This window comes from Clostridium sp. CTA-7 (assembly GCF_054768095.1).
Map to the genome: position 1 here is coordinate 401,145 of NZ_BAAAAV010000003.1, position 17,683 is coordinate 418,827.

Annotated in this window: 16 protein-coding genes, 1 pseudogene and 1 other annotated feature; of the genes and pseudogenes, 5 read left to right on the forward strand and 12 right to left on the reverse strand. The window is 28.3% G+C overall.

Features of this window, described 5'->3' with window-relative positions; genetic code table 11:
• Positions 1 to 37: 37 nt before the first annotated feature.
• From ymfI to ACYUEX_RS08050, 3 genes are read right to left on the reverse strand one after another with little or no spacing between them, the layout of a single operon-like run.
• Entirely contained in the window at positions 38 to 781 is a 744-nt protein-coding gene (gene ymfI / locus ACYUEX_RS08040) for an elongation factor P 5-aminopentanone reductase (protein ID WP_460287491.1), read from the reverse strand.
• A 27-nt stretch (positions 782 to 808) separates the two neighbouring features.
• Positions 809 to 1,741, reverse strand: coding sequence for a dipeptidase (locus ACYUEX_RS08045; protein ID WP_460287492.1), 933 nt, complete (start codon positions 1,739 to 1,741; stop codon positions 809 to 811).
• A 14-nt stretch (positions 1,742 to 1,755) separates the two neighbouring features.
• The gene (locus ACYUEX_RS08050) at positions 1,756 to 2,727 is read right to left on the reverse strand and encodes a metallophosphoesterase (RefSeq protein ID WP_460287494.1); all 972 of its coding nucleotides are present in this window, start codon (positions 2,725 to 2,727) and stop codon (positions 1,756 to 1,758) included.
• Positions 2,728 to 2,886: 159 nt separating this feature from the next.
• Here ACYUEX_RS08050 and ACYUEX_RS08055 point away from each other — a divergent pair, with 159 nt between their 5' ends.
• The gene (locus tag ACYUEX_RS08055) at positions 2,887 to 4,029 is read left to right on the forward strand and encodes an amidase domain-containing protein (protein WP_460287495.1); all 1,143 of its coding nucleotides are present in this window, start codon (positions 2,887 to 2,889) and stop codon (positions 4,027 to 4,029) included.
• A 113-nt stretch (positions 4,030 to 4,142) separates the two neighbouring features.
• Here ACYUEX_RS08055 and ACYUEX_RS08060 read toward each other — a convergent pair whose 3' ends face one another.
• The 4 genes from ACYUEX_RS08060 to ACYUEX_RS08075 form a co-directional block, all read right to left on the reverse strand.
• Positions 4,143 to 5,102 carry an RsmB/NOP family class I SAM-dependent RNA methyltransferase gene (locus tag ACYUEX_RS08060; RefSeq protein ID WP_460287496.1) on the reverse strand — a complete coding sequence of 320 codons (960 nt, stop codon included), beginning with the start codon at positions 5,100 to 5,102 and terminating at the stop codon, positions 4,143 to 4,145.
• A 134-nt stretch (positions 5,103 to 5,236) separates the two neighbouring features.
• Positions 5,237 to 5,992, reverse strand: a complete 756-nt coding sequence (locus tag ACYUEX_RS08065) for an exodeoxyribonuclease III (protein ID WP_460287497.1) — start codon at positions 5,990 to 5,992, stop codon at positions 5,237 to 5,239.
• A gap of 62 nt (positions 5,993 to 6,054) precedes the next feature.
• Positions 6,055 to 7,521 carry a methyl-accepting chemotaxis protein gene (locus ACYUEX_RS08070; protein WP_411168059.1) on the reverse strand — a complete coding sequence of 489 codons (1,467 nt, stop codon included), beginning with the start codon at positions 7,519 to 7,521 and terminating at the stop codon, positions 6,055 to 6,057.
• 168 nt (positions 7,522 to 7,689) lie between these two features.
• Positions 7,690 to 8,928 (reverse strand): serine hydroxymethyltransferase, encoded by a 1,239-nt coding sequence (locus ACYUEX_RS08075; protein ID WP_460287498.1) that lies wholly within the window; start codon positions 8,926 to 8,928, stop codon positions 7,690 to 7,692.
• A gap of 213 nt (positions 8,929 to 9,141) precedes the next feature.
• Here ACYUEX_RS08075 and ACYUEX_RS08080 point away from each other — a divergent pair, with 213 nt between their 5' ends.
• Together ACYUEX_RS08080 and ACYUEX_RS08085 are read left to right on the forward strand one after the other, a co-directional pair.
• The gene (locus ACYUEX_RS08080) at positions 9,142 to 9,906 is read left to right on the forward strand and encodes a threonine/serine exporter family protein (RefSeq protein ID WP_460287499.1); all 765 of its coding nucleotides are present in this window, start codon (positions 9,142 to 9,144) and stop codon (positions 9,904 to 9,906) included.
• A gap of 1 nt (position 9,907) precedes the next feature.
• Positions 9,908 to 10,384, forward strand: coding sequence for a threonine/serine exporter family protein (locus ACYUEX_RS08085; protein WP_411168062.1), 477 nt, complete (start codon positions 9,908 to 9,910; stop codon positions 10,382 to 10,384).
• 37 nt (positions 10,385 to 10,421) lie between these two features.
• Here ACYUEX_RS08085 and ACYUEX_RS08090 read toward each other — a convergent pair whose 3' ends face one another.
• The 3 genes from ACYUEX_RS08090 to ACYUEX_RS08100 form a co-directional block, all read right to left on the reverse strand.
• Positions 10,422 to 10,610 carry a ferredoxin gene (locus tag ACYUEX_RS08090; RefSeq protein ID WP_322413688.1) on the reverse strand — a complete coding sequence of 63 codons (189 nt, stop codon included), beginning with the start codon at positions 10,608 to 10,610 and terminating at the stop codon, positions 10,422 to 10,424.
• Between the two features lie 159 nt (positions 10,611 to 10,769).
• Positions 10,770 to 11,783 (reverse strand): aspartate--ammonia ligase, encoded by a 1,014-nt coding sequence (gene asnA / locus ACYUEX_RS08095; RefSeq protein ID WP_460287501.1) that lies wholly within the window; start codon positions 11,781 to 11,783, stop codon positions 10,770 to 10,772.
• A 116-nt stretch (positions 11,784 to 11,899) separates the two neighbouring features.
• Positions 11,900 to 12,162, reverse strand: a binding site (T-box leader).
• Positions 12,163 to 12,234: 72 nt separating this feature from the next.
• On the reverse strand, positions 12,235 to 12,507 hold the full coding sequence (locus ACYUEX_RS08100; RefSeq protein WP_411168064.1) for a metal-sensitive transcriptional regulator: 273 nt from the start codon (positions 12,505 to 12,507) through the stop codon (positions 12,235 to 12,237).
• Between the two features lie 173 nt (positions 12,508 to 12,680).
• Between ACYUEX_RS08100 and ACYUEX_RS08105 the strand changes: the two genes are divergently transcribed.
• Both ACYUEX_RS08105 and ACYUEX_RS08110 read left to right on the forward strand, forming a co-directional pair.
• Positions 12,681 to 14,057, forward strand: a complete 1,377-nt coding sequence (locus ACYUEX_RS08105; RefSeq protein ID WP_460287502.1) for an aldehyde dehydrogenase — start codon at positions 12,681 to 12,683, stop codon at positions 14,055 to 14,057.
• A 114-nt stretch (positions 14,058 to 14,171) separates the two neighbouring features.
• Positions 14,172 to 15,338, forward strand: coding sequence for an iron-containing alcohol dehydrogenase (locus ACYUEX_RS08110; RefSeq protein ID WP_460287503.1), 1,167 nt, complete (start codon positions 14,172 to 14,174; stop codon positions 15,336 to 15,338).
• Between the two features lie 45 nt (positions 15,339 to 15,383).
• Here the strand turns inward: ACYUEX_RS08110 and ACYUEX_RS08115 are convergent, their stop codons facing one another.
• A complete protein-coding gene (locus tag ACYUEX_RS08115; protein WP_411168067.1) occupies positions 15,384 to 16,175 on the reverse strand; it encodes a histidine phosphatase family protein in 792 nt (263 codons plus the stop codon).
• Positions 16,176 to 16,275: 100 nt separating this feature from the next.
• Positions 16,276 to 17,676 (reverse strand): annotated as a pseudogene (locus ACYUEX_RS08120) (PTS transporter subunit EIIC); the annotation flags it as partial.
• Between the last annotated feature and the right edge of the window lie 7 nt (positions 17,677 to 17,683).

Consider the following 17,683-nt stretch of genomic DNA (forward strand, 5'->3'; position numbering starts at 1 on the left):
AAGTTCAAATACAAATCATATAAGTATAGTTCATACTCTAAATAATTCCTCCATCTACCTTTATAACTTGACCTGTTAAATACTTACATGAATCATTGCATATAAAAGTTACTAATTTACCAACTTCAGCTGCTTCACCAAATCTTCCCATAGGTATCTCTTCTTCTAGCTCATTCTTTTCTTCTTCTGATAAAAATGAATTCATTTCTGTGTTTATCACACCTGGTGCAATTGCATTCACTCTTATTCCCATTGGTGCAACTTCCTTTGCTAGGGATTTAGTAAATAAATTTATAGCCCCTTTAGAACTAGAATATATTACTTCACAAGAAGCTCCAACATCCCCCCAAATAGATGATATATTAATTATATTACCTTTTCCTTTGGAAATCATATATGGAATAGCATGTTTAGTTAAATACATAACTCCTAAAATATTTACTCCCATAATATTATCTATATCTTCTTTTGAAGAATCCATAAACAAGCCTATATTTGATACTCCCGCATTATTTACTAATATATCTATTCTCCCAAAAATTTCTATTATATAGTCTATCATATTTTTACAGATATTATAATCTGATATATTTCCTTTATATAATTTCCCATAACCACCTAATGCAATTATCTCTGCTAAAGTAGTTTCTGCACCATCATCATCCTTTGAATAATTTATAACTACAGTTGCCCCTTCTTTAGCTAACTCTATTGCTATAGCTTTTCCTATTCCCCTTGATGCTCCTGTTACTAGCGCTATTTTTCCTTGTAAGTTTTTCATTTTATTCTCCTAAAAATTTATTATATATTATAGACATTCTTTAATTACTCTTTTTACATTTTTATAGAATATCTTATCTATTTCTGAATTTGTAAACTTCTCTTTAAGTAATGCTTCTCTAAGATTACCTATTTCTCCTATATTTTTTATTTCTACTTCATTTTCAATTCCATCAAAATCTGTTCCTAAGGCAAGAACATCTATTCCTCCAATATTTCTTATATGTTTTATATGTTCTATCATAGATTTAATAGTAGGAACTTTTTCTTTTCCTAAAAATGGTGCACAAAAATTTAACCCCATAACTCCGCCTTTATTAGAAAGCTTAACTATCATATCATCTGTTAAATTTCTTGAGTGATTAGTTATTTCTCTTGAATTTGAATGAGTTGCTATAAAAGGTTTTTTACATATATGGACTAAATCATAAAATCCACCATCTGATAAATGAGAACAATCTGGTACTATCCCCAACTTTTCCATTTCAAAAACAATCTCTTTTCCTTTATCTGTTAGACCTTCATTTTTATATTTATATCCTGCATTTGGATATCCTATACTATTAGCAAAATTCCATGTTAAAGTTACAAATCTAATTCCTAAATCATAAATCTCTTTTACCATTTCAACTCTTCCTTCTAAAACCTCACCTTCTTCTATTGATAAAAATGCTCCTATCTTACCTTTATTATTTACTTCTTCCAATTCTCTCAAATTTCTTACTATTTCAATATCATTGTAGTTTTCTTTTAACTCTTTAGTTAAAACTTCATTCATTCTCTTAAATTCTAAATATGGATTATCTACTATATTTAGTTCTATAAAATGTGCAAAAACTTGTGCTAAAGCCTTACCTTTTTTTAACTTCTTAATATCAACCTTGCAAATACTTTCATTTAATTTTAAATTTTCATATAGTAGCCTACTAGCTGTGTCACAATGTAAATCAATTGAATTCATCCTTTAAATCTCCTTTAACATTTTGTTTTTTTATTTAAATTTTTATTTATGTCTTTAGATTCTTCTATCATCCTTATCCTTTCATCTCTTGCCCATAATAAATATCCCTCTAAACTTTGAGGACCAGTTATAACTTTTCTTCTTACCCAAAGAATCCCTGATTCCTGAGATTCAACACTCCATTTTATAAGAGAAATATTACCACTTTCTATTTCTATAGCAGTCATAGCATAAGGTAAAATACAACATCCATCATTAAAATAAGGTGGTTCAAGCTTTCCTGGCATTCTACTATTGTGGGTATGTCCACAAATTAACATTTTTGAATTTTCTTTTGCCCACTTTTCAAGCTTCCTATCTACCTTACTTCCTTTTTTATTATTTTTAGCCGGACTAGTTGGATCATTAAAACCTGCTAAGCCATTTAAAAATTTCCATACATACCTTACTAAAAATCTTGATATTAACCAATAATCTGAATTAATAGGATCTGCTTGATGTCCATGAGTAACTAAAAATTTTTCATTAATTGGTTTAAACTTAAAATTTATACCTTCATAAAATTTTATATCCTTAATAAACTTCAAGAAATTTTTCCCATAGTCTGCTCCAATTCTTTTTAAAGCTTTATATTGAGTAATATAAAAGGTCTCTCTATTTTTAATTATATCATGATTTCCATAAATCATATAAATTCTATTTTCTTCTTTAAATTTATTAAATAACTTAAATATATCATTATAACAATAAGCAATATCATTAAAATTTCTATTTTTCCAAAGTTCATCTCCATCTCCTACTTCAACATAAGTAAACCCCTTTCTATAATAATAAGATAGTGCAGTTTTATATATATTTCTATTTGCTAGTAATGAGTCGTAAAAGGTTCCATCTCCTCTGTGAACATCTGATATAAATACTATATTATCTCCATTATCAAATTTCACTTCCATTGAATTATCATAAAGATAGTTTAATCTTTTCATAAATTTCCCCTTATAAAATTTATATTATTTTATTATATGACTTGTATTGCTTCTTTGCTAAAAACATCCATTAAAAATACTGCTTAACATAGATATAAATTTCAAGCCTTTTGTACAAACTACATATATGTATTATTTAGCGAAAGAGAGGCGAAATTTGTGAGGTTTAAATATAAATCTATAAGCTTAATATTAATACTATTATTAACTTTTAATATACTACCCTTTTCTACATCTTTTGCAGATGAATTTTATGAAGATGAAGAAGCTATTAATTTTTTAAATAATGGTCTATCCTCTGAGGAAATGAAAAAAGAATTTAAAGACTTATTGGAAAATCTATTTGCTCAAAGAAATGAGGCTATAGTTTTAGGAGACTGTGAAGTTTTAAAAGGATTTTATGATTTAAATATTAAAGTAAGTTTATGGGCATATGAAAGTGAGGCAAAAAAAACTCAATATTTAATTAATTGGTCAGAAAAACAAGCTGTAAAATTTAAAGACTTACAATCTATAGTCAAAATAAGAAAAGTTGCCGAAAAAGAACCTGGATTATATGGTGTAATTTGTGACGTAGCAACTGACTTCAATTATTATTATATAGATTCACCAGATATTATTAATCATTTTAGACTTGGTACTAATCATTATCTTAACTTAAAAAAAGAAGGAGATAGATATATAATTACTAAAGAATGGTACACTGATCCTTTTGCTGACTCATTGGATATGAATAATATAAAATCAGAGGAAATAAGACAATACATACTATCCCAAAAACAACCAGAATTCATTCCAAATGAGAGGTTAACAAAAGCAGTAGAATATGCTCATAAATATTGTGGGGTTTCTGAAGATGAAAATTTCACCTTCAAATATAACTCAAAGTATAAAAATCATAATCCTGATGGAGGAGATTGTGCAAATTTTGCTTCTCAAATATTACATGATGGCGGAGGTTTTAAGAAAAATGGAGCTTGGAATTACTCCGGAAAAGAAGGTACTAAAGCTTGGCTAAATGCACAAGGCTTTAAAAATTATATGGTTGGTAGTGGTAGAGCCTCTTATATAGCTAAGGGATCTTATCAACAAACTTATAAAGCCGCTTTTAATATGAGACCTGGAGATTTTGTTGCTTATGAAAAAAAAGGTAGAATTACTCATATATCTACAGTTACCGGCTTTGATTCTAAGGGTTATCCATTAGTTACATGTCATAATACTGATAGACTTCTTGTTCCTTATGACTTAGGATGGAGTAATGATAACATAAAATTCCACTTAATTCACGTACATTACTAAAAATTAAAAGAAGAATAGAAAGTATATAAAACTAGTTTTCTATTCTTCTTATTTAATTATTTTTATTATATTTAAATAAAATTTTAATATATAGTTTCTAAACATCATATAAGTTATTTTTTACTCTTAACTAACTTAGCTATAAAAAAACCCTCCATAGTTTCACTTGGTATTATTCTTATAGTTTTTTTCACTTCTTTATTATATGCTTTACACTTATATTCGCTTATACCCCTAATAACATTAGAAAGTTCTAAATTTATATTTTCTAATTTTAAGTCACTATATTTATTTAATGCATAATCAATAATTTCTTCATTTTCAAAAGGATTTAAAGTACAAGTTGAGTACACAATAACTCCACCTGGCTTTAATGCATGATAAGCACTATCGAATAGCTTTTTTTGTAATTTTGCATAAAGTGCTACTTTTTTCTCACTCCACCCTTTATAGGCTTTAGAATTTTTTATTATCATTGTACCTTCGCCTGAACAAGGTGCATCTAAAAGAATTCTATCAAAATATCTATTCAATCTTTTACCTATGCTACAACCATCAGCTCCTAAAACAATAATAGAATCTGCTCCCTGTTTTTCTATATTATAATTTAGCCTTTCTCTTCTTATTTCATTTACATCATTAGCTAAAATAGTAGCCTTATTTCGGGTTAAATCCGCCATATAAAGGCTTTTTCCTCCAGGTGCTGCACACATGTCTAATATAACTAAATCTTCTTTTAAATCCAAAAATAAAGGAGGTAACATTGAAGATAGATTTTGTAAATATATTTTACCATATTTATAAATCTCTAATTTTCTTAAGTTACTCTCCTTTATCCCTTTTACTATAAATGCATTTTTGATTAATGGATGATTTACAGCTTTTATCTTATTCATATTTAATTCATCCATTACTTCTTTTGTATTCCCATTTAAGGTGTTAACTCTAAAAGTAGTATTTCTTCCTCTATAAAAACTTTTATAAATTAGATCTAATTGACCATCTGTAAATATATTTTCTAAAATATCTATAAGTTCCTTTGGTAAGCTATTCTTAACTTCTTTGATTGACACTACATCACCCCTATAGTTTACTTATATTATATATTACTTTTAAATAAACTAAATTATGATGTAATTAGGTTGCTTTTTAACTTAAACTTATAGATATTATTTGATATAGAATATATTTAAATAATTTTATATGATTAAATATTTATTGTTAACTCTACAGGGCAATGATCAGAACCTAAAACTTCTGAATGAATTTTAGCTCCTTGTAATTTGTCTTTTAAATCCTCAGATGCTAAGAAATAATCTATTCTCCAACCTGCATTCTTTGCTCTTGCATTAAATCTATAAGACCACCAAGAATAAGCTCCTTCTTTATCAGGATAAAAATATCTGAATGTATCTAAAAAGCCAGCTTTTAATAACTCAGTAAACTTTCCTCTTTCCTCTTCTGTAAAACCTGCATTTCTTAAGTTAGTTTTAGGATTTTTTAGATCTATTTCTTTATGTGCTACATTTAAATCCCCACACACTATAACAGGTTTTATTTCATTTAAGGATTTTATGTATTTTCTAAATACATCTTCCCAAACCATTCTATAATCTAATCTTGCAAGTTCATTTTGTGAATTCGGAGTATATACAGTTATCATATAAAACTTTTCAAATTCTAATGTTATAACTCTACCTTCTTTATCATGGTCCTCTACCCCTAAACCATATTTTACATTTAAAGGCTTTTCCTTTGTAAAAATAGCTGTTCCTGAATAACCCTTTTTCTCAGCATAATTCCAATATTGACTATATCCTTCTAATTCTAAATTTATTTGTCCTTCTTGTAACTTACTTTCTTGTATACAAAAAATATCCGCATCCATTTCTTTAAAATATTCTAAAAAGCCTTTTGTTACACAGGCCCTTATCCCATTAACATTCCATGATATAAGTTTCATTTTATATACTTCTCCTTTGCTATAATATTTTAACTATATTATAACACCTTTTTTAAATTCTTCTATGCATATGTGTTCATTCTTTTAGATAGTTCTACTAATTCATCTAATGAACTTTTTGCATCTGTAACTTCCTTAAATAATATTTCTACAATCGCTGTTGTATTTTGTGAATTTGCCAAAGTTTGCTCAGATATTGAAGCAACATTAGTTATTCCATCTGTTATTTTTAAATTATCACTATCTATTGCTATAATCTTTTTAGTTACTTTATTAACAAGTTCTTCCATACTATTTAGTCCATTTGTTAATTCATAAAGTTCTTTAGAGGTATTTTTCACAGTAACTTCTTCTTCATTTATTATTTCTGTAACTTCACTAATAGAATTAGAAACATTTAATACCTCTTTTTCTAATTCTTTTATTATATTATTTATTTCATTTGAAGAATCTTTACTTTGTTCAGCAAGCTTCCTTATTTCATCTGCAACAACTGAAAATCCTCTACCATATTCTCCTGCTCTTGCTGATTCTATTGCTGCATTTAAAGCTAAAAGATTAGTTTTTTCTGAAATATCTCTTATTATATCTATTATCATTAATACCTTTGACGTTTTTTCTTTTAATTCATTAGCCGTTTTATAAACCTCTAAATTTTTATTCTTAACATGGTTAGAATTCACAGCTACCTCTTCAATCATCTTAAATATACTTTCAAATATTGCTCTACTTTCTTTAAAATTAACTTCCATATTCTTAGAATTTTCAACAGCACTTTCAATATCTAACTTTATATTATTTGATGCCTTATTTTGCTCTTCAATATTAGAAGTAGTACTTTCGCAACCATTTAGAATTTCTAAAATAGCTCTGCTTATATCACTTGATGACTCTTCTATAGTATTGAATGTACCCGAGATTGATACTGTATTTTTATCTAGTAATTCAATTGCTCCTCTTATCTCTGATAAGATTTTTTCTTGTTCCTTAACCATATTGCTACTTTTCTCTCTTTCTTTATCTGCTTCTAATCTTATCTTATTAGATATTCTAGTAATTAAATAGGCCATAACATAAAACATAAAGATACAAACCATTTCTAAGGGCATTGCATCTCTCATTCCTTCTTTATTAAAGTTTAGAACAATCCAAATAATGTTAAAAATTGCTGCTCCTACAATTGGTCTAACCATAAATTTTTCGTCTAGATAGACCATACAAATAACTATAAGAGGTATAATAGCTATTGGTGCTACCGCTAAATCAGATGCAAATAAGGTAATAGCATATACAACTGCATATGGTGTAACAGCTATATGTCTTATTTTCACATTGCTTTTGTTCTTTAAATAAAATATAATCATTAAAATAGTAAATAATGATATAACTGCTAAAGCTAAGTATACAAATTCCTTAACCATACTTCCTTTTTGCATCATTACTAATAACCCTAAAGAATATGTTGCTGCAAGTATAGTTGTTGCTATAACAAAATACTTATTGGTAACCTCTGTAACTCTCTTTCCCACGTCGTTTCCCCCTAAATTCCTTTTTTTATAAATATCGTATTTTTTATTTTAACCTTTACAATTTTAAAATTAATAAACAAAGAAATAGTAGCAATATGTAACAAATAATATTACATGAATACTATTTACATATTACTACTATTTTAATATCAGATAACTAACCTGAAATTATTTATTATATAAAGGATGTTTTTCACATAAATCTTTAACTCTATTTTTTAATAATTCTAAATTAGGATTTTCTATAGAAATAGCATCATTAATTATAGATGCTATTTCCTTCATATCTTCTTCATTAAATCCTCTTGTTGTAACAGCTGGTGTTCCTATCCTTATACCAGATGTTATAAATGGACTCTTAGTTTCATTTGGAACTGTATTTTTATTTACTGTTATACCTATGCTATCTAAAAGTATTTCTGCATCTTTTCCTGTAACATCTTTATTGGTTAAATCTAGAAGTATTAAATGATTATCTGTTCCACCAGAAACAATTTTAAAGTCATATTTAATCAACTCATCAGATAGAATTTTGCAGTTATTAACTACATTTTGCATATATTCCTTATAGCTAGGATCTAAAGCTTCTTTAAAACATACTGCCTTCGCTGCTATTGTATGTATAAGAGGTCCTCCTTGAATTCCTGGGAATATAGTCTTATCTATTTGCTTTGCATATTTTTCTCTACAAAGAATTAAACCACCCCTAGGACCTCTTAAAGTTTTATGTGTTGTTGAAGTTACAAAATCAGCATACGGCACTGGTGATGGATGTATTCCAGCTGCAATAAGACCTGCTATATGAGCCATATCTACCATAAAGTAAGCTCCAACTTCATCACAAATTTCTCTAAATTTTTTAAAATCTATAACTCTTGCATATGCACTTGCTCCTGCTACTATAAGCTTTGGTTTATGTTTAATAGCAATTTCTCTAACTAAATCATAATCAATAGTTTCAGTTACTTTATCAACTCCATATGAAATAAAGTTAAATAATTTTCCTGAAAAATTCACTGGTGATCCGTGAGTTAAGTGTCCACCATGACTTAAATCCATTCCTAAAACAGTATCTCCTGGCTCAAGTATTGATAGATAAACAGCCATATTTGCTTGTGAACCTGAATGTGGTTGAACATTTGCATGATCAGCCCCAAATAATTCCTTGGCTCTTTCTCTTGCTATATCTTCAACTTCATCAACTACATGACATCCACCATAATACCTCTTGTTAGGATATCCTTCTGCGTACTTATTTGTAAGATATGAGCCCATAGCTTCCATAACTGCCTCTGATGCAAAATTTTCTGATGCAATTAATTCTATTCCTTCTTTTTGCCTATTAAGTTCTTTTTCTATTAGTTGGTAAATTACTTTATCTTCTTTTGAAATTTTTTCAAAATTCATATTGTCACCCCAAATCCTTTTTTAATAAATTATAAATATAATTTATCTAATAATCAATTAATATTTGTATTTTATTCTTATTTTCTATAAATTTCAAAAATAATTTATTAATAATATATATATTATTAATTCTACAAAGTAGTATATACTATACTTAATGCCTTTATGTTATAATACTTAAGAAATTTTATAAATTATAAGGAGCTAAGAATTATGGATATGAATGAAATACTTCACGTTGCAACTTTTGCTGGTAAAATAATGCTTGAATCTGGTGGAGAAACCTATAGAGCTGAAGAGATAATATGGAGAATTTGTAAAATTTACGGTGTAGAAGAGGCTGAAAGCTTTGTAACACCAACTGGTATTATGGTTTCTGTATGCAACGATGGTAAAACATATTCTTTAATAAGAAGAGTATCAACTCGAACCATAGATCTAGATAGGGTAGATAAAGTAAATGATTTATCTAGGAATATTATTGCTAGAGATTTGTCTGTGTCTGAATTAAAAACTCAACTTCAAATTATAAATAATGGTGATAGATACAATAATAAAATAGCCATTTTAATTTCTGCTTTAGGTGCTTTTTGTTTTGTATTTTTATTTGGAGGTAAATTAAGAGAGGCTATTGCTGCATTTTTTGTTGGTCTTGTTATAAAATCAATATCCATAAAATTTTCTAGCCTTGAAATAAATCAATTTTTTATAAACAGTATTTCTGCTGGAATAGCAGCTATAATGGCTATTATATTCTTAAAACTAGGATTTATAAATGATATAGATAAAACTATAATAGGATCTATAATGCTTTTAGTTCCTGGGCTTGCAATAACTAATGCAATTAGAGACACTATTTCTGGTGATTTACTAGCTGGACTTACAAGAGCTGCTGAAGCTTTTCTAGTAGCTATATCTATAGCTGTTGGTACAGGGGCTGTTCTTAGTTTTTGGATTTCTACTTTTGGAGGACTTTAATATGTTTATACAATCACTATTTGCCTTCTTTTCTACCCTTGGTTTTGGAATACTTTTTAATATAAAAGGACAGAAATTATTTTATGCTGCTTTAGGCGGCGGGATAAGCTGGTTTATAAGTCTCTATTGCCAAAGTTTAGGCTTTAATGTAACCTCTTCATTTTTTATATCTGCAATTATATTTAGTATATATTCAGAAATATTAGCAAGAATATTAAAAACTCCTGTAACTACTTTAATAATTTGTGCCTTAATACCATTAGTTCCTGGTGGAGGAATGTATTACACTATGTATGAAGCGGTAACTGGTAACATAATGAAATCTCTTGAAACCGGGCTAACTACTCTTGCTAATGCAGGGTCACTTGCTCTTGGGGTTATTTTGGTGTCAACCCTTACTAGACTTTTAATGTCCGCTAAGAAAAATAGGGAATTTAAAGAGTTGGAAAGACGTGCAAGAAGAAAAATATTTAAATAAAGCCATACACTATCATATTAGTGTATGGCTTTTCAAACTATTCTTCTATTGAAATAGCTGTTACTGGACAACCTTCACAAGCTTCTCTTGTTGCTTCTTCTAATTCTGGTGCTACAGTACCTTCTATAGCAACTGAAACTCCTGATTCTAATGAAAATACCTCTGGGCAAACTCCTTCACAAAGTCCACAAGATATACATGTATTTTCGTCAACAAATGCCTTCATGTAATTCCCCTCCTCAATTTATTTAATTTTTAATATTTAAAAATTACTTTATTTTTATAAATAATTAATATAACCTAATTATAAATATTTATTTTAATTTGTCAAGAATATTGTTTAATTAGAAGTTTTAATTGATATTAATTATTATTTAGAAACATTTTATAATAATTTTATATCATTTTCTTCACATATTTTTAAATTTTTTTCGTCCCATGTACTTGCTTGTACTTCTCCTATATGAGCTTTGTTTAAAAAATACATACAAATTCTAGATTGGCCTATTCCGCCACCTATTGTATATGGTAATTCTCCATTTAATAGCATCTTATGGAAGTTTAACTTTCTTCTATCATCATTTCCTGAAACTTTAAGTTGATAATCTAAAGCCTCTTCATCAACTCTTATACCCATAGAAGACAATTCTATAGCTCTATCTAAAAGAGGATACCAGAATAGTATATCTCCATTTAAGTTCCAATCATCATAGTCTGGACTTCTTCCATCATGCTTTTCCCCTGATTTTAAAACTCCACCAACCTTCATTAAAAATACTGCCTTATGTTCTTTACATACCACATCTTCTCTTTCCTTAGGAGTAAGATTTGGATATTTATCTTCTAGTTCTTGAGTGGTAATAAAGAATATTTCTTCTGGAAGCCTTTCCTCTCCCTCTATTAAATCCTTATGAACATATTTTTCAGTATCTTTAAAAGCAGTATAAATTTTTCTTACTATTTCCTTTAATTTATCTTCAGTTCTATCTTTTTTATCTATAACTAATTCCCAATCCCATTGATCTACATAAACTGAATGAATATTATCTAACTCTTCATCTCTTCTTATTGCATTCATATCAGTGTATAATCCTTCTGATACTTTAAAACCATATCTGTGAAGACTTAGTCTTTTCCACTTTGATAATGAATGAACTATTTCTACATCTTCTCCTGTAGCTAATATATCAAATTTAACAGGTCTTTCTACTCCATTTAAAGTATCATTTAAACCATTTCCAGATTCAACAAAAAGAGGTGCTGAAACTCTTGTTAAACTTAGGTTTTCTGCTAATGCTCTTTCAAAAAAATCCTTAATTTTTTTAATATGAACCTCTGTTTCAATTAATGTTGTGCTACTTTTGTAACCTTCTGGTATTATTATTCCTTCTACTTTCATTTTAAATTTCCTCCTCTAAGTAAGTTTAAATAACTAAATTCCCATATTTTAAAGATATCCCATAGCTTAACGATTTTATTGCAATAAAAAAACTTTCATACTTTTATAAAAATATATAAAAGGATGAAAGTTATACTCCATGTTACCACCTTAATTCACTATTACCTCACAGCAATAGCCTCTTCAAGTACGTAAGTAAAATTTACTTAGATACTCTAGCACTATAACGGGCGCAACCCGGTTACCGCCTACTAGTTGTAATCTTTCGGGGTACGGCTCAGAGATGTTATTCAAATTAATTTTCTTATTCTACTCACAGCTAATGTAGAACTCTCTGAAAAGATACATTAATTTTACTTCTTCTCATCATAGCCTGTAATTCAATTATTTATATGAATAATATCATTTTATAAACAAATTGTAAATAGTAAATTTTAATTTTTTAAAGTTATTATTTTACAAAAGTATTTATGGTTTTTATAAGTTGCTTTAAAGTTTCTTGTTCAGAGGACCCTTCTTCAATACCTAAACAGTTATTAGCATAGTATTCAATAGTTAATCCTCCAACTCTGTTTATTGCCGATCTAATAGCGGAAATTTGAACTAAAATATCTGAGCAGCAAACATTTTTCTCCATCATTCCTTGAATTCCCTTTACTTGACCTTCTATTCTTTTTAATCTATTTACTATATCTTTTCTTAGCTTTTCATTTTCTTCTTCCATAATTTAAACCTCCATGTTACTATACCTCTATAGGGTATTTATATTTTAACATTTATGTATATAACTATTCAACTTAATATATCCTTAAATTATATTTATTTATAATTATAGTGATATAATAAAGTTATATATAATATAGTTATTTTTATTTGATAAATTTTATGGAGGTTTTTATGGAGAAAATTTTAAATATATTTAATAGTCAAAAAGACTTTTTTAATTCTTCTAAAACAAAAGATATTAATTATAGAATAAATAATTTAAAAAAATTAAAAATATTAATTAAAGAAAATGAAAAAGATATAATGGATGCTCTTTATAAAGATTTAAGAAAATCTAATTTTGAAAGCTATGCTACAGAAATAGGAATAGTATATGATGAATTAAATCTTCATATAAAAAACTTAAAAAAGTGGTCTAAGAAAGAAAAAAGAAGAAGTCCATTAGTTCATTTTCCAGCTAGAAGCTATATATATAAAGATCCTTATGGTGTTACTTTAATAATTGGCCCATTTAATTATCCTTTCCAACTAGTTATAGCTCCTTTAATAGGTGCTATATCTGCAGGAAACTGTGCTATTATTAAGCCTTCTGAAAACACTAAAAACATCTCTTTATTACTAGAAAAAATAATTAATAATAATTTTGAGTCAAACTATATAAGAGTTGTTAATCCTTTAGACGGTAGAGATACAGTATCTTATTTATTAGATTTAAAGTTTGACTATATATTTTTTACTGGAAGTGTTCGAGTAGGAAAAATAGTTATGGAAAAAGCCTCAAAAAACCTTATTCCAATTACCTTGGAGCTTGGTGGAAAAAGTCCTTGTATTATAGATAATTCAGCTAAGTTAGGCTTAGCTGCTAAAAGAATTGTTTGGGGTAAATTTTTAAATGCAGGACAAACTTGTGTGGCTCCAGATTATATACTAGTTCAAAAGGATGTCAAAGAAAAACTACTAATTGAGATTAAAAGAGAATTAGTATCTCAATTTGGAAATGACATAAAATTGAGTCCTGACTTTCCTAGAATAGTAAATGAACAATCATTATTAAGACTTAAAAGTTATTTAAAAGATGGTGATATTTATTTTGGTGGAAAGTCTGATGAAAAAGGCTTATATTTAGAACCAACCATTCTTACAAATATTAAAAATAATAACTCCATTATGGAAGAAGAGATTTTTGGTCCTATACTTCCTGTTTTAGAGTATTCAACTATTGATGAAGCTATTAATTATGTAACAAATAATGATAAACCTCTTGCTCTATATTATTTTTCCGAAGATTCTTCTTCAGTAGAAAAGATGTTAAGCTCCACCACTTCTGGAGGAGTCACAATAAATGATACAATTATTCATGTTGCTTCTTCATATTTACCTTTTGGCGGAGTTGGTCCTAGTGGTATGGGAGCTTATCATGGAAAAGCTAGTTTTGATATATTTACCCATAAAAAATCTGTAATTAAAAGAGGAACTTTTATTGAATTTCCTATTAAATTTGCACCTTATAATAATAAAATTAATTTACTAAGAAAAGTTATGAAATAATATATAATTTTATTTAATAAAAACTATATATAATAATATCCTATTCCTTGAAACCTTTTCTTTCTTGGAGTATTATATATCTATATTCTAATATTTAAATATGAGGAGGTCTTTATGAGAAATTTTGATTATAAAAATAGCACTCAAATTATCTTTGGAAAAGATACTGAAAATAGTATCGGTTCAGAAATAAAAAAATATGCTAGTAAAGTTTTACTTCACTATGGTGGTGGTAGTATAAAATCTACTGGCTTATATGATAAAGTTTTAACCTCATTAAAAAATGAAAATATAGAGGTAATAGAACTTTCTGGAGTTAAACCTAATCCTAGAGTTTCTCTTGTAAGAGAAGGTATAGATATTTGTAGAAAGCATAATATAGATTTTATATTAGCAGTAGGTGGTGGTAGTGTTATAGATTCTGCCAAGGCTATTGCTGCCGGAGTTAATTATAATGGTGATGTTTGGGATTTATTTTTAGGAACTCCTATAAATCATAAATGTCTTCAACTTGCAACAATATTAACTATACCAGCTGCTGGAAGTGAAACAAGTTCTGGATGTGTTATAACAAATGAAGATGGTTTATTTAAAAGAAGTACTGGACATCCTACATTAAGACCTGTATTTTCTATATTAAATCCAGAGCTTACTTTTACTCTTCCAAAATATCAAACTTCTTGTGGTATTGCTGATATGTTCGCTCATATATTAGAAAGATACTTTACAAATGAAAAACATGTTGATTTAACTGATAGATTATGTGAAAGCACATTAAAGGCTATAATAGACAATGCGTTAAGATTAAATATAGATCCTAATGATTATGATGCAAGAGCAGAAATAATGTTATCTGGAATGGTTGCTCATAATGATTGGTTAAGTATGGGAAGAATTGGTGATTGGGCAACTCATGATATAGAACATGAATTAAGTGGGATTTATGATATAGCCCATGGTGCTGGACTTGCAATTATTTTCCCAGCTTGGATGAAATACGTTTATAAACATGATGTAAATAGATTTGCTCAGTTTGCAAATAGAGTTTTTGACATTGATATAAATATCAATGACCTTGAGGAAACTGCTTTGCGTGGTATTGAAGCCCTTGAAAACTTCTTTACTAAAATTGAATTACCAACTAGATTAAGTCACGTAAACATAGATGAAAAGCATATAGATGAGATGTCTAAGAAGCTGGTAGCTCATTGTGATCATGTAGGTAACTTTGTTGAAATTAGATATACAGAGGCTAAAGAAATTTTAAAATTAGCTCTATAAAAAAATGGCGTCTCTTCAAGAGATGCCATTTTTTTATCATAAGAATTATTTATTTTTTCCTTTTTCTACGTAGCTCATATCATTTACTGATTCAACAGTGTATTTACCATCTTGATATAATACTTTAGTTACACTAGCATTTTTTAAACCACCACTAAGATCTTTTAGTGATTCTGGTGCTACTTGTGTTAAGAAAGTCATTAATGTAATCCCATGTGATACAACTAAAACTTTTCCACCACCATTTTCTTCAGTTTCCTTTGCTATTTTATCAACTGCAGATTTTACTCTAGTTGAAACTTGATCCCAGTTCTCAGCTTGCTTACCTGGATCTATTTTTGAAGCAGTATCAAGCATCATTTTCATATCAGGAGCTTTCATAAACTGCTCTAAAGTCATATCGTTAGCTTTTGCTAAATCTTCCCAGAATTTATGATTGAATTCACCTTCATAATCTCCAAAGCAAGCTTCTCTTAAATCTTTATCTTGCTTAATTTGTAAATCTGATTGTCCACTCTTTTCTAATGCAATTTGTGCAGTTTCTATAGCACGTCCACTAGTACTTGCGTATGCTGCTACAAACTTTTCATTTTCTAAAGCTAATCCAGCTCCTAGGAATTCAGCTACTTCTCTACCTGGTGCTGTAAGTGGAGCATCAGCCCACCCTTGAACTCTATCTGTAGTATTTAACATAGTTTTACCATGTCTTGTTAAGTATATTTCAACTGGCTTAGTCTCTTTTGGAGCCTCTACCTTTTTATCTGTATTTGAAGCACATCCTACTGATAATACAGATAGTACTCCAACTAAGCATAATGATAATAATCTTTTTTTCATAATTTTTCCCCTTAAAATTTCTAATTTTCAAATTTATTTTATTCTAAATCTTGCTTATACATTAAAGAAGTTTATAAACTTTTATATTTCTTTATTTTACTTCTTCATCTTTGTACATAACAAATGTTAATACAAAGCTAACTGCCATAGCTACACCTACTGCAATTAATGCGTTAATTGCTCCACTAGTATCTCCATTGGCTGGATTTATATAGTTAAAGAATCCGAAAGATCCAAGTCCACCCATTGTATATTGTTTAACTCCCATAAATCCAATGATTGCTCCTCCAACAGCTCCTCCAATACAGCTTATTACAAATGTCTTGATTCTTGGCAGTGTAATACCATAAATAGCTGGTTCTGTTACTCCAAAGAACCCTGATATAATTGCAGGTATTGATAATGATTTCATCTTCTTATCTTTTGTCTTAATGAATATAGCCATTACAACAGCTGTTTGTGCAAATGATGCTGCAAACATTGGTGCTAATACTGAATCATATCCCATAGTTGACATATTTAATAACATTATTGGAATTAGGCCCCAATGTAATCCAAAGATTACAAACACTTGCCAGAATGCACCTAATAATAAACCTGCTATTATTGGTGAGAAGTTATAAAGAGAAAGTGATCCTGTTCCTACCATTTTACTTAACCATGTTGTTATTGGTCCAATTACGATAAATGTTAATGGTACTATTACTAATAAAGTGAATAATGGTACTAAGAATGTTTTTACAACATCTGGAATTATCTTTTTGAATCCGTTTTCTATTTTTCCACCAAAGTATGTTGCAACTATAATTGGAATTACGCTTGATGTATAATTCATTAATATTACTGGAATACCTAAGAAAGTAATATAAACTGGTGATTCAAACATAGTTCCTTGGAATAAAGTATATAAAGGTGTTCCATTCATTAAACCTAATATACTTGGATATACTAATGCAGCTCCAATTAACATACCTAAATAAGTGCTTGTTTTAAATTTCTTAGATGCATTATATCCTAAGAATATTGGGAAGAAATAAAATAATGAGTCCCCTATAGCTTGTATAATTTGATAAGTTCCTGATTCTTGTGTTAACCATCCTAATGCTAAAAATAATGCATTAAATCCTTTTAGCATACCAGTTGCTGCTAAAACACCAAGTGTTGGTGCAAAAATACCAGAAATAATATCGATAAATTTATTAAATGGATTCATTTTTTCTTCTTTTGTATCAGAAGTAGACTCAGATAAATTTTGTAATCCAGCAACTTCATTTACAGCGTTAAAAACATCTGTTACATGGTTACCAATAACAACTTGATATTGTCCACCACTTTTAATAACTGTAACTATTCCCTCCATGTTTTTTAATACATCTGTATTAGCCTTATTTTCATCTTTTAATTTGAAACGTAAACGTGTAATACAGTGAGTCAAAGAATTAATATTTTCTTTTCCACCTACATTTGCCACAATATCTTTAGCTAATTGTTCATATTTCATAAAAAAT

Coding starts and splice junctions, on each gene's coding strand:
- ymfI (WP_460287491.1), bottom strand. CDS start 781: ATGAAAAACTTACAAGGAAAAATAGCGCTAGTAACAGGAGCATCAAGG.
- ACYUEX_RS08045 (WP_460287492.1), bottom strand. CDS start 1,741: ATGAATTCAATTGATTTACATTGTGACACAGCTAGTAGGCTACTATAT.
- ACYUEX_RS08050 (WP_460287494.1), bottom strand. CDS start 2,727: ATGAAAAGATTAAACTATCTTTATGATAATTCAATGGAAGTGAAATTT.
- ACYUEX_RS08065 (WP_460287497.1), bottom strand. CDS start 5,992: ATGAAACTTATATCATGGAATGTTAATGGGATAAGGGCCTGTGTAACA.
- ACYUEX_RS08075 (WP_460287498.1), bottom strand. CDS start 8,928: ATGAATTTTGAAAAAATTTCAAAAGAAGATAAAGTAATTTACCAACTA.
- ACYUEX_RS08080 (WP_460287499.1), top strand. CDS start 9,142: ATGGATATGAATGAAATACTTCACGTTGCAACTTTTGCTGGTAAAATA.
- ACYUEX_RS08085 (WP_411168062.1), top strand. CDS start 9,908: ATGTTTATACAATCACTATTTGCCTTCTTTTCTACCCTTGGTTTTGGA.
- ACYUEX_RS08090 (WP_322413688.1), bottom strand. CDS start 10,610: ATGAAGGCATTTGTTGACGAAAATACATGTATATCTTGTGGACTTTGT.
- asnA (WP_460287501.1), bottom strand. CDS start 11,783: ATGAAAGTAGAAGGAATAATAATACCAGAAGGTTACAAAAGTAGCACA.
- ACYUEX_RS08100 (WP_411168064.1), bottom strand. CDS start 12,507: ATGGAAGAAGAAAATGAAAAGCTAAGAAAAGATATAGTAAATAGATTA.
- ACYUEX_RS08105 (WP_460287502.1), top strand. CDS start 12,681: ATGGAGAAAATTTTAAATATATTTAATAGTCAAAAAGACTTTTTTAAT.
- ACYUEX_RS08110 (WP_460287503.1), top strand. CDS start 14,172: ATGAGAAATTTTGATTATAAAAATAGCACTCAAATTATCTTTGGAAAA.
- ACYUEX_RS08115 (WP_411168067.1), bottom strand. CDS start 16,175: ATGAAAAAAAGATTATTATCATTATGCTTAGTTGGAGTACTATCTGTA.